Origin of the sequence: Paraburkholderia lacunae (assembly GCF_003353175.1) — a bacterium.
GTDB classification, from domain to species: domain Bacteria; phylum Pseudomonadota; class Gammaproteobacteria; order Burkholderiales; family Burkholderiaceae; genus Paraburkholderia; species Paraburkholderia lacunae.
Map to the genome: position 1 here is coordinate 68,175 of NZ_QHKS01000033.1, position 11,672 is coordinate 79,846.

General features: G+C 57.2%; 14 protein-coding genes. 9 read left to right on the forward strand and 5 right to left on the reverse strand.

What is annotated here, in order from left to right; translation table 11 throughout:
• Positions 1-188 precede the first annotated feature (188 nt).
• The gene (locus DLM46_RS33180) at positions 189-1,112 is read right to left on the reverse strand and encodes a LysR family transcriptional regulator (protein ID WP_115108056.1); all 924 of its coding nucleotides are present in this window, start codon (positions 1,110-1,112) and stop codon (positions 189-191) included.
• 304 nt (positions 1,113-1,416) lie between these two features.
• Between DLM46_RS33180 and DLM46_RS33185 the strand changes: the two genes are divergently transcribed.
• From DLM46_RS33185 to DLM46_RS33220, 8 genes are all read left to right on the forward strand, one after another.
• Complete coding sequence (locus tag DLM46_RS33185; protein WP_115108057.1) at positions 1,417-2,298, forward strand: intradiol ring-cleavage dioxygenase; 882 nt, start codon at positions 1,417-1,419, stop codon at positions 2,296-2,298.
• Positions 2,295-2,645 carry a Dabb family protein gene (locus DLM46_RS33190; RefSeq protein ID WP_115108059.1) on the forward strand — a complete coding sequence of 117 codons (351 nt, stop codon included), beginning with the start codon at positions 2,295-2,297 and terminating at the stop codon, positions 2,643-2,645. The genes DLM46_RS33185 and DLM46_RS33190 overlap by 4 nt, the downstream gene beginning before the upstream one ends.
• Positions 2,632-3,708: a maleylacetate reductase gene (locus DLM46_RS33195; RefSeq protein WP_115108060.1), complete on the forward strand. Its 1,077-nt coding sequence runs from the start codon at positions 2,632-2,634 to the stop codon at positions 3,706-3,708. Before DLM46_RS33190 ends, DLM46_RS33195 begins: the two co-directional genes overlap by 14 nt.
• 56 nt (positions 3,709-3,764) lie before the next feature.
• Positions 3,765-4,049 carry a YciI family protein gene (locus DLM46_RS33200; RefSeq protein ID WP_083084423.1) on the forward strand — a complete coding sequence of 95 codons (285 nt, stop codon included), beginning with the start codon at positions 3,765-3,767 and terminating at the stop codon, positions 4,047-4,049.
• A gap of 150 nt (positions 4,050-4,199) precedes the next feature.
• Positions 4,200-5,003 (forward strand): SDR family NAD(P)-dependent oxidoreductase, encoded by an 804-nt coding sequence (locus DLM46_RS33205; protein ID WP_115108063.1) that lies wholly within the window; start codon positions 4,200-4,202, stop codon positions 5,001-5,003.
• A 106-nt stretch (positions 5,004-5,109) separates the two neighbouring features.
• Positions 5,110-5,427 (forward strand): hypothetical protein, encoded by a 318-nt coding sequence (locus tag DLM46_RS33210; RefSeq protein ID WP_115108065.1) that lies wholly within the window; start codon positions 5,110-5,112, stop codon positions 5,425-5,427.
• A gap of 44 nt (positions 5,428-5,471) precedes the next feature.
• The gene (gene iolG / locus DLM46_RS33215) at positions 5,472-6,464 is read left to right on the forward strand and encodes an inositol 2-dehydrogenase (RefSeq protein WP_115108067.1); all 993 of its coding nucleotides are present in this window, start codon (positions 5,472-5,474) and stop codon (positions 6,462-6,464) included.
• A gap of 99 nt (positions 6,465-6,563) precedes the next feature.
• Entirely contained in the window at positions 6,564-7,472 is a 909-nt protein-coding gene (locus DLM46_RS33220; RefSeq protein WP_115108097.1) for a LysR family transcriptional regulator, read from the forward strand.
• 362 nt (positions 7,473-7,834) lie between these two features.
• Here DLM46_RS33220 and DLM46_RS40670 read toward each other — a convergent pair whose 3' ends face one another.
• From DLM46_RS40670 to DLM46_RS33240, 4 genes are all read right to left on the reverse strand, one after another.
• Complete coding sequence (locus DLM46_RS40670) at positions 7,835-8,083, reverse strand: hypothetical protein (RefSeq protein WP_115108069.1); 249 nt, start codon at positions 8,081-8,083, stop codon at positions 7,835-7,837.
• Between the two features lie 53 nt (positions 8,084-8,136).
• Positions 8,137-8,448 carry a hypothetical protein gene (locus DLM46_RS33230; RefSeq protein WP_115108071.1) on the reverse strand — a complete coding sequence of 104 codons (312 nt, stop codon included), beginning with the start codon at positions 8,446-8,448 and terminating at the stop codon, positions 8,137-8,139.
• Between the two features lie 452 nt (positions 8,449-8,900).
• A complete protein-coding gene (locus tag DLM46_RS33235) occupies positions 8,901-9,557 on the reverse strand; it encodes a hypothetical protein (protein WP_133300419.1) in 657 nt (218 codons plus the stop codon).
• A 137-nt stretch (positions 9,558-9,694) separates the two neighbouring features.
• Entirely contained in the window at positions 9,695-10,369 is a 675-nt protein-coding gene (locus DLM46_RS33240) for a DUF6946 family protein (protein ID WP_115108075.1), read from the reverse strand.
• A 301-nt stretch (positions 10,370-10,670) separates the two neighbouring features.
• On the opposite strand from DLM46_RS33240, the gene DLM46_RS33245 reads away from it, so the two are divergent.
• On the forward strand, positions 10,671-11,576 hold the full coding sequence (locus DLM46_RS33245; RefSeq protein ID WP_115108077.1) for an HNH endonuclease: 906 nt from the start codon (positions 10,671-10,673) through the stop codon (positions 11,574-11,576).
• Positions 11,577-11,672 lie beyond the last annotated feature (96 nt).

Below are 11,672 nucleotides of genomic sequence, written 5' to 3' on the forward strand. Positions count from 1 at the left end.
GATAGTTCATAGGTGTCTCCTGGGCATCATGGGCTCCGGTTCCCCTGAGCGGGGATTTTGTTTTTATAGGGTATGGCCGTCCTCTATAGAAAAACATGCTCTGAGCCGAAATCATATTTCCGCTAGGCGGAAATATCGGTGAACGTCGACGGTGTCTATGACGGCGAGGCCTCTGTTGTGTGATTTCTTCAAGTCGCGAAGGTCATCCAGCGTTCTTCGAGATTGAGACCTTTCACGCGTTCAATGAGGAACTCAGTGAAAACTCTAATTTTCGCTGGCTGGTAACGCCTGCTTTGATAAGCCAGGTTGATGGTCAGACGCGGCAATTGCCAGTCCTCAAGCACCGGAACAAGGCGCCCCGACACGATGTCCTCGTGGATGATGTAAAGAGGCTGAACAACAATCCCGAGTCCCGCGCGTCCCGCAGCCACGATGACCTGGCCTTCATTTGAGTCCAGGGCACTCGTGATGGCGACATTGCGTTCTTCCTTTCCTCGACGAAGATGTAGCAAGTACGGGTCAACGGCGAGGTTGTAGACAAGCATCTTGTGCTGCTCCAGGTCCTCCGGGTTTTGAGGACGACCGTGAACCGCAAGGTATGCCGGCGATGCAGCCAAAATTCGTCGGGTCTCCGCAAGACGTCGAATAGTGATGCCTGAATCTCCTTCATGCTCCTTGGTACGGATTGCAATGTCTATTCCGGCTTCGATGAAGTTCTGATACTGATTCGTCGCGACGATTTGAACAGAGAGGTTGGGATAGCGTTTGAGGAACTCGGAGAGCGCCGGCGCGATGTGCATCATCGCGAACGACACCGAGCTGGTCACGCGAAGCACGCCCCGAGGACTGACTGCCTCTTCGGAGGCAATCGAGTCGGCCTCGGACAACTCAGAAATGACTGCAGTGCAGCGACGGTGATATTCACGACCGGCGTCAGTGAGCCACATGCGCCGGGTCGTCCGCTCTATCAACCGTGCGCCGAGGCGCTCTTCCAACGAGCTCAAAGTGCGACTGGCCGCAGCGTTCGACATGTCGAGTTGCTCGGCCGCCTTCGACAGGCTGCCCAAATCGGCAGTGAGCACAAACAACTGCAATTGCGTCCAGCGGTCCATCGTCTACCTCTTAGCATCCAGTCGGAAAATTCGAAAGGGATTCTTCCACCCCTTCGGAGCCCAATATGCCGTAGAAGAAGTGATTGATAAACCGACTCGGAATCGCCGATTTGTAGAATTAATTTCTACAATAAGGAGGTGTCGGTGGGCGATTCTGTGGACCTTAGAGGACTGAATTGCGCGCTTACAGCTCGATTCTTCCGGGGGGAGGAAATGTCATTTCACTTCGGGGCATTTTATTTACTCGGGCGACCCATTACCTTTCGTTTTCAGACGCCTTGAGCGCACAACGGAGACACGCACGATGCGCAACATCAACGAAGACACCATCACTCAAGCCGTTATCGCCTCGCTCGCAGACTGCAAGAACGCGAGACTGAGGACCGTAATGACGAGCCTGGTTCAACATCTCCACGCTTTTGCCCGCGACGTTCATCTCACTGAGGACGAGTGGTTCAAAGCAATCAAGTTTCTGACGGAAGTAGGACACATCACCGATGACAAACGGCAGGAGTTCATTCTGCTGTCTGACACGCTTGGCCTTTCGATGTTGGTCATGTCGCAGAACAATCGGAAGCCCTCAAATTGCACGGAAGCAACCGTGTTCGGGCCGTTCTATGTCGAGGGAGCGCCCCTCTATAACAACGGCGACGACATTTCGAACGGTGCGAAAGGCGCGCCCTGCTATGTGAATGGGCAGGTTCGCGGCGCCAGCGGCGAAAGCATCGCGAACGCACAAATTGACGTTTGGCAATCGGACGAAGATGGTTTCTACGATGTCCAGAACCTCGACGAGGCAGGCAACGCCATTCATCGCGGCCGTGGCCGATTGAAGGCGGATGCAGAAGGGTTTTTCAACTTCCGCTCCATTCTTGCCGAGGCGTATCCCATCCCGCACGACGGGCCCGTTGGTCGCATGCTGGCCGCTGTCGGTCGTCATCCGTGGCGGCCAGCCCATCTTCACTTCATGATTGAAGCGCCCGGTTACGAAACGCTCATCACGCATGTGTTTCGTGATGGAGACCAGTATCTCGACTCGGACGTCGTATTCGGAGTCCGCTCATCGCTGATTTCCGAGTGGAAGCGTCACGAGCCGGGCGTGGCACCGGACGGCCGGGAAATGACGGTCCCTTGGTACTCGCTCGAATACGACTTTGTGCTTAACCCGTCGGAGGTCCACGCATGATTCGGCATATCGTCATGTGGCGAGTCAGAGGTGACTCGCCTGCGGAGCGGCTAGCTGCTTCCAACCTTGTTAAGACCAGTTTCGAGGGCTTGCGTGGCTGTATCCCCGGGATGCGGCACCTTGAAGTCGGACTTGACTACAGCCAGGTCGATTACGCGTGCGACGCCGTTCTCATCACGGAGTTCGACTCGCAGGAAGCGTTGGATGCATATGCGTCTCATCCCGAACATCTGCGCGTGCGAAACGAACTCGGTGACCTTCGCACCGCGCGGTTCCAGGTCGACTACCAGTTGGAATCCAGGCTGAGTTTCGAGCGTACAGCGGAGTTACTTAATGCAAAAGCGTGAGTTTGTTTATCAGGCACGTGCTGGTCGAGTTGTCTTTGGCCCGGGCAGTTTGCAGCACCTTGAGCGTGAGGTGCTTCAGCTGAATTCGGAACGAGCACTCATTCTGTGTAGCCCGGAGCAAAAAGAGACGGGCGAAGCCCTCGCTGCGCGCTTGGGGTCACGAGCCGCCGCTGTTTTCGACCGCGCGGTCATGCATGTGCCGCTCGAGTTGGCCAAAGAAGCTCGCGCACTGGCGAGAGAACTGAAGGCCGATTGCGCCATAGCTGTTGGAGGCGGCTCGACAATAGGTTTGGGCAAGGCAATCGCGCTCGAATCAGACCTGCCGATTCTCGCCGTACCGACGACTTATGCCGGCAGCGAAATGACGCCTATCTATGGCATCACTGATGCGGGCCTGAAGAAGACAGGGACTGACCTGCGCGTGTTGCCAAAGACAGTGATTTACGATGCGGACCTGACGATGTCACTTCCGGTCGCGCTATCGGTCACGAGCGGCATCAACGCAATTGCCCATGCCGCTGAGGCGCTCTACTCGCGGGATGAGAATCCCGTAACAAGCTTGATGGCGGAAGAAGGTATCGCTGCTCTGGCGCGTGCTTTACCAGCTATCGTTGCAGACGCCCAAAACGTGGAAGCTCGCGCTGAAGCGCAGTACGGTGCCTGGCTCTGCGGAACGGTGCTGGGTAGCGTGGGCATGGCGCTTCACCATAAGTTATGTCATACGCTTGGCGGAAGTTTCAACCTGCCGCATGCCCAGACACATACCATCGTTCTGCCCCATGCGCTCGCATACAACCGGCAGGCCGCTCCGAAGGCGATGCAGCGGATTGCACGTGCACTCGGTTCCGAAGATGCTGCGTTGGGTGTGTACGAGCTCGCTAAGCGCTGCGGGGCTCCCCTCGCGTTGAAAGACATCGGCATGTCCGCTGAAGACGTTTCGAAGGCTGCGGATATTGCCAGCTCGAATCCGTATTGGAATCCGCGTCAAATTGAACGTGAACCCGTACTTGGGCTTCTGCAGGATGCCTTTTATGGCGTCGCACCGACCGCGGTGACGACCTGACGCCTGAAAGATGGGAACCGTAATTCGAACGCCTGAAACGAAACAAGGAGACGAAAATGAATTTCACTGTCTACTGTCTTGACCACCCGAATATGGTCGAGCGCCGCCTTGAAAACTACGACGCACACAAGGCCTATTTGCAAACAGCACCTGTAAAGACACTCATCTCTGGCCCGCTGACGAAAGCTGACGGCCAGACGATGATTGGCAGCTTCTTTCTCTACGAAGCTGACGGCATCGAAGAAATCAAGACTTTCGTAGAGGCGGACCCGTTTAACAAGGCAGGAATTTGGGACACGGTCGACATCCGGCCGTTCATCAAACGGGTCGACAACCGCTAAATCCGTCGTATCACGGCATCTTTTAATTGCTGCCTTGCAACCGCGTGGCGCGGCTCGCGCTCGGCCTCAAAAAGCAGACGCCATCAATAAAGGAAAACGTTGTCGATTTTTTGAGCGCTCGCAAAGTACACAACATCAAACGGAGACATCATGGAGACAGGCCTCGAAGGAAAGATTGTGCTCATCACGGGCGGGGCGCAAGGCATCGGACGTGCGACAGCATTGGGTTTCGCACGTGAAGGCGCGCGTCTTTGCCTCATCGACATCGACGCGAACGCTCTCAAAGAAACCGAATCGGAATTGCGCTCGCTCGGCACTAACGTCACGATTGCTCAGGCGGATTTGTCCACGGCCGATGGCGTCAAAAGTGGCATCGATTCGGCCCTGCAGTCACACAACGGCCAGGTGGACATCCTCGTCAACAACGTTGGCGCAGGCAAGGTTCGCACGTTCGAAGAACTCTCGGACGAGGAATGGGATTTCACGATGAATCTCAATTTCATGAGCTACGTCCGGACGTGTCGATACCTCCTGCCGGTGCTGCGAGCTCGTGAGAAGTCGGTGATTATCAACAACGCATCGGACCTGGCCCGCCAGCCGGAGCCTGTTCCGATTGACTACTCCGCATCCAAGGCGGCGGTGCTCGCGCTGACAAAGGGTCTCGCCCGAGCCGAAGCTCCCAGGATTCGTGTGAATGCTGTTGCGCCGGGGCCAGTCTGGACACCGTTCTGGACGAAAGATGGGGGATTTGCTGACACGATGGGCAAGTTTCACGGCATGGCTCCGAAAGACGCGGTCGAGCACGAACTTTCTCTGCGCCAGTTGCCGCTGAAGCGCCTAGGCCAGCCGGACGAAGTGGCCAACGTGATTGTTTTCATGGCTTCCGACCTCGCGTCGTTCGTCACCTCTGCGGTGTGGGGTGTCGATGGCGGGAGTATCCGCAGCCTGATTTGAAGGCAACCAGCTCTGGTTGGCACTTCGTTTCCACCAGGGCTACACCTCGGGCTGACAGACCGCCTAGGGATGTTTTTGATTGCCGCATTGTTCTGGGGACCAGCGTATGTCTGCTTACGACCAGGTGATTGGAGCGAAGGTATCGCAGAGAGAGCGCGCTTTTCTAGTCGAAGCGCTCGAGCTGTTGATGCGCGAGCGCTCAAACGCGCTTCGCATCGCAACGGCCGTAGCGAAAGCGCGCGGTGACCGTGTGCCGGAAGTCCAGGAGTTTGGTCTGGACGACATCTTGCGGCTCAGCCGACTGATTTGCGAGGCTCCTTCTACCGAATTAGGTAAGAGCAAATGGACCGCTTCTCCACCGGAGATGCAAACAACGAGTGTCGACGGGCGAAGGCCGTATCGACGCTTACCGAATCAAGAGTGAATCGTTGGCGTGCTTGATGTGCCGACGGGATATAGGAGACTAAGATGTTGCGTATCGCTGTTCTCGGTGCTGGACGCATCGGAAAAATTCACGCGGCCAATGTTGCCGCCGACCGGAGAGTGAAGCTCGTCGCGGTCGCAGACCCGAACAAGGAAGCGCTCGAGGCGCTCGCAGCAGAGCTCGGTTGCGACTCATCTCTTGATTGCAAGTCTGTAGTTGACCGAGAAGATGTTGACGCCATCATCGTCGGCACGCCGACAGACACACATATCGACCTGACGCTGCAGGCGGTCCGGCTGGGCAAGCCGGTACTCTGCGAGAAGCCCATCGACCTGGACATGGACCGTGCGCTCGCCGCGGTCGAAGAAATCGAGCGTCTCAACGGGCGCGTGATGCTTGCCTTCAATCGACGCTTCGACCCGGACGCCATGAGGCTCAAGCAGGCCATCGAAGAGGGTGAGGTCGGCGACGTTCGCCAGGTCGTCATCACGAGTCGCGACCCTGGCCTTGCGCCGCGTGAGTATCTTCGGCACTCGGGCGGAATCTTCCGTGACATGACCATCCATGATTTCGACACTGCCCGCTGGCTACTCGGCGAAGAACCCGTAGAAGTGGTGGCTATGGGAAGTCGGCTCGTCGACCCGGGCCTGGAGGAGCTTCCGGACTTTGACAGCGTGATGGTATTGATGCGCACTGCGTCCGGGAAACAATGTCATATCAACGGTTCCCGACAGGCGGTGTATGGATTCGACCAGCGCGTTGAAGTGTTCGGATCGAAGGGGATGGTGCTGAATGAGAACCATCGACCCTCCAGTCTGCGTCGCTGGACGAGCGAAAGGACCGAGGCACGTGAACCGTTGCTCAATTTCTTTCTTGAGCGCCATGCGGACTCGTACAAGGTCGAACTGGACCGCTTCCTGAACGCACTCGAAACCAATGCTCCGATGCCCGCGACGCCCCGAGATGGAATTCGCGCTTTGCGAATCGCGAATTGCGCACTCGAAGCCGCCAATAAAGGCTGCGCCGTCAACATCTGACGACGCCCCTCTATCGACCGGCGCCTAGTGCAACTCTGAGTTGACAGTGTGGAAATTTCTGCCCTATATGTAGATTAAAATTCTTCAATGGGGCAGAAAGTGGCGCAGGTCGAGTCATTCAGCGGAATCCTGATTTTTGTCACCGCCGCGAAGTCGCGCAGTTTCACCGACGCGGCCGAACAGCTTGGGCTCACCAAGTCGGCAGTTGGGAAGGCAATCGCAAAACTGGAAGAACGCCTCGGCGCCCAACTGTTCCATCGCACGACCAGAAGCATCTCCCTCACGGCCGACGGCGAAGCATATTTCGCTGCCTGCGCTTCTGCGCTTGATGAAATCTCCGCAGCGGAAACCGCTCTTGGCCCAAGCCTTCAGCGGCCTGTAGGTCGGTTGCGGATTGACATGCCCGCGGCCTTCGGACGACGGATACTTGTTCCAATCCTGCTGGACATCGCCAGAAAACATCCGGACCTGCAGTTCACGATGACCTTCTCGGACCATCTGATTGACCCGATTGAAGAAGGTGTTGACCTTGTCGTGCGCTTCGGCGAACTCGAAAGTTCGAGCGGTCTCGTCGCCCGTCGACTTACGAGCCAGCGCATGGTGATTGCTGCATCACCCGGCTATCTTGCGCAGCGCGGAACACCGCGCACGCTTGAGGACCTGCAAGGGCACTCATGCATCCTTGGCTATCGCCGAGGTCAGCCGCTTTCGTGGCGAGTCAACGTCAATGGAGAGCACAGCCGGATTTCGCCACCTGCGACCCATCAAATCAGCGACGGTGACTCGATTGTTGAGGCTGCTGTCGCGGGCATGGGGCTTTGCCAGATGCCCATGTCCCTGCTACGGCCACATCTGGAGTCGGGAGCATTGCTCTCAGTTCTTGAGGACATTTCGAGCGAATTTATAGATGTGCACGCCGTCTGGCCGAAAGTGGCTCATTTGCGACCTAAGGTGCGCCATGTGGTCGATACCTTGATAGAACTTGCTGGACAGGGCAGGTTGGACTGATTTCGCGGAGTCCGCTCGTTAGGTGTTGGGTGTGGAAAGAGGCACACGTACATTCAAGGCCGAAGTGCTCGGCCTCCGACTCTGATTCGACGAGGTCAAGAATGTCCGGCGCCTCGACGAATTCCCCCGGCTTTGGCGACAGTACCGCGCACAGCATACCGTTCGCGCTCGAATCGCATGTCCCGGAGAACGTAACCGACCGATGATGAGACTCGAAGGAGCGCATGTTTGCAGTGCAGCCTTTAAGTCACAGTTGGCCGCAGTTGAGTCTGGCGCCGAGTTGATGACCTAAAGGTAGTTGTCAGGTGCCCGGTGGACCAGCGATTTTCTGGTTCCACCGGGTACACCAAGCGGACGACGTTTTATTGCGCCGGTGCTGCCTGACGTTGCGCGGCCTGCTGTTGAGCTTCCTGTTGAGCGTGTTGCTTCGCAAGGTGCCTGCCGACCATGCAGCCACCGACGGCACCAACGACAGCGTGGTGCCCCGCGTAATGCCCTGCGACCCCGCCTACCACCGCACCCTTGAAGCAGCCTGCGGCGTTTGCCGTGCCTGCCGTTGCGAAGGCCAGCGTCGCTGCAATCAAGGCGATTCTTATCGGACTAGCTTTCATTCGAAGATAATCAGAGGTTGGATTGGTCGGATGTGGCGCTTTCCGGCGTCGTTTCAATACCCGCGCCAATCACGACGCTCGCGCCACTCGTGCTCGCGCCATTCCTGGCGGCGCCATTCACGTTCACGCCACTCGCGACGTTCGCGCCATTCGCGGGCGCGCCAGTCGTCGTCACCGCCGTACGCGACGGCGACAGGCGCGGGAGCATAGGCGACGGGCGGAGGGGCAACGTACACAGGCTCTGCCGGTGCATACACGGCCCCGGGGACGCCCACTCCAATGGCGACGTCCACGTGCGCCGATGCTGCGGTCGATGCGGCCAGGACCGCAACACCAAGAACCGCGCCAAGAATTTTCTTGTTCATCTTCGCTACTCCTCACACGTTGAGTGCAATGTCAGTGACCACGGCTCGAAGTGTAGGAGGGGATGTTAGACACAGGTGAAACGGCCTTGCGAGATTGGTAACGCGACATTACTGGCGACCGCGCCATTTTTGCAAAATCGGCGGTAACGCGATGGAACAGGAACGGCCAAGTCACCCCTCACGAGCCTGCGTGCCCATCCTCGCGTCTGCAGCGTGCTTCAATTCACAATCAAAGACTTCCGGCGGGCGCAGGCAGGTTGTCCAGAGCTTTTTCCAAAAACATGGAGACGGCTCCAGAGAGGTCATAGGGAATTAGCTCGTCAATGCCGGCGGGCGATAGAGAATAGGCAGTATCGGCCTGATTTCCTGCAGTCGGCCGCAGACCTCGTCATCGAAATAGCGTCGCACGCAGCAACAATATGTCACCGCTGACCCTCACAAGTGCACTTGTTCTAACGGCCTTGTATGCGAACCTCGCGTCGCTGCCGGCTACTCCAGAGAATCATATCGATTTTGCGAGGAGTCCATTGGGTCGTGCCGAACTGCCTATTCAGTTCTGCGGCCTTCCGTTGCATGATGTCGATGAGTGTCACGCCGTCTCGCACGCTGAGACCCTCGGGCTTCATATGGTGAAGTGCATATTTTTCTGGCAAATCTTTGAGCTCTCGCAGCGCCATAACCACGAACTGGTCGACAGTCGCGAACCTGGCTGGATACATTAACGCAAGCAGCCCGGACGCACCTGCCGTGCCCAGGCCACGGATACGGTGAGCTGTAGTTAGACCCGCTTGAATGTCGTTCGGGTCTGCATGCAACAATGCCTGCCGAACGGCGTCAAGCTCGTCGAGGCCACCGTTTTCCAGATACCTACGGAGTTGGGCTGTCGTGGTTGCGTAGCGGTTGGGCGCCGTGTATTTCCAGCGGAAATACTCATCCCGAAGGAATGCGTACCAGCCGTAAGAGTCAAGGTCACGTAGACGCTCGATGTTGAGTCCGTCCATTGCGTGCTCTAACGCCAGGTTCTCGGGGCGGACGAAGCTCCAGTAGTGGTGAAGGGCGTCGACCCATGCTGATTCGTGAGACGAGTGCCATAGATTGGCGATATCCATGATGTTCGAGTCCTCATACTTTGAAAACGCGTGGTCTATACGTTTTTTAGGCCGCTCGTTCCGAATCGACACTTGCTTCCGCAAAATGAACTGAAGCACTCGACCGCCCTTGATAATTTTTCCTGGAGCGACTGCAGCTAGCGACTGAGGTACTCGGCAGAACCACAGACCCAACCCAAGTGCAGCGTCACCTTTCCAACTTTCCTCGCCACATGCACTCGATTCACCTCAGCATCGATACCGAACAAGGCAGCAAACGCCTGATAGTCCTCAAACCAATCTTGCGTCTGGCTGAATGAGTGCACAAGCATTAGCGCGTGGCCGGCGTTAAAGCGCTCCGCCTCGAGAATGGCCGAGGCAGTCCTATGGAGCAATTGATACCGTATAGATGGCAGTACTTCGTGCAGACCGAGAGTCTCAATCAGGAATTGGAGGCGAACACGCTTTCCGGGCGTTCCCGACTCGAGCCACTCTGCCACCGTGCTACCAAATGGTTCGCGGACCTTGCCTTCTATCGCAATGGAGACCAGTTGCTCATCTCGCTTTCCTAGTACCCAAATGTCGCTCTGGGACTTGGTACTGCCTCCGGGAAGCGCAACCTGGTGCTCCGGAATTCCAAGAAGCATTGTGGTCCCACAAAGAGCTTCGCTGGTACTCAAGGCTTCTGAAACCTCTGGTGGAAAGCTATCGGCATCTTGCCAGCAGTGGGCAAGGCTCCGGGCCGAATAGCCGATTCGCCAATGCCTTACGGGTTCTGCGAGGAATTGGGCCCAGTCTTCGGCGTTATTGGCCGGGATATAGATTTTTCCCATAGAGTTCCTTATCCATGCGGGGATGGCGGGAGGCAGGGCGCATTGTCTGGGCAAAATGTGTAAGTGTCTGTCGGCGTGCGCACGTTGATTCCGGGTGGTCGCGTGGGCGCCCCCGCGCAGATGGCGATGTGTCGGCTTGACGACGTCACGCGCACCGAGAGCAAACGTCGCATCCTCGCCACAAAGTCTCTGTGCTTATAGCGGGACGTGAGGCTGCCCAGCTTTCGGCATCTAAACATTGGACATCAACAGACGTTGATGGCATTGTCTTGAGGGATAAGCGCGACTCCGGGGGGAAAGCGTGGCACAAGATGCCGAACGGGAAAACATCGTCTACGAGGCAGAGAGGGCCTTTGGCGGGAAGAGACGCCTCGTTAGAATGAAGGAAGGAGCTGACGGCGAGAGACATCCCAGGCTCGCACATGGCGTTGAGGTGCGGGCCGACGGCAGTTCTCGCGATGCCTGCTCGCTTTTCTGGGGGCAGCTTGCGCAAGGTCACCTGTATGAGCTCGCGATATCTCGCTATGTTCGACTGGGGCAGCATTCGCCAGCGCGAGTCGTTGAATGGGTGGAGGCGGAAATCGCAGTTAGCGGTCGGCCTGGACACAAACATCGGGGAACGGAGAGCTGGCCGACGCTGGGGTTTGCAGATAGCGCGACCCTCCTTACATTTCTCGACAAGGTGAAGCGGATAAGGAGGGGACAGGTGCCTCTGGACAGCGTTCTTGCTGAACTGGGAGTCGCCAGCAATACTGAAATCAAGGGGGAGCCTGAGGAATTGCCGCCTCCGGCACCCGTGCTCCCGGAAGATGCAGATTTCTTGTTAGACGAGTATCGAGCGCGGGTGGGGAAACTTAACTCGACAGAAGCCCTTCGGGACGCCAAGCAGCGCATTGGACAGGACCTGCTTAGGGACCACCTGTTGACAGCCGTCGGTTGCTGCCAGGTAACGGGGCTACGTGTCCACGAGCTTTTGCGGGTGTCGCATATCCGGCGATGGGCCAACTCAACGGATGAGCAACGACTAAGTCTGGCGAATGTCTTATTGCTCGCGCCACATCTCGACGCTCTGTTCGACCGGGGATTCGTAACCTTTGACGACGACGGCAGCCTGGTGTTTTCCTCTTTGCTGGATACGCAGAGCCAGCAGTGTCTGGGACTGGCTTCCGGCAGGTTGAAGCCATCTCGTTATACAGAAGTGTCGTAGCCGTCGCGCAAGATCTGGATGGTGATCACAGCATCCATGACTCGCTGCATGCCGATCCACAGCGTCTTCGCGCCCGGTTCGCCATCGCTCTTGCGC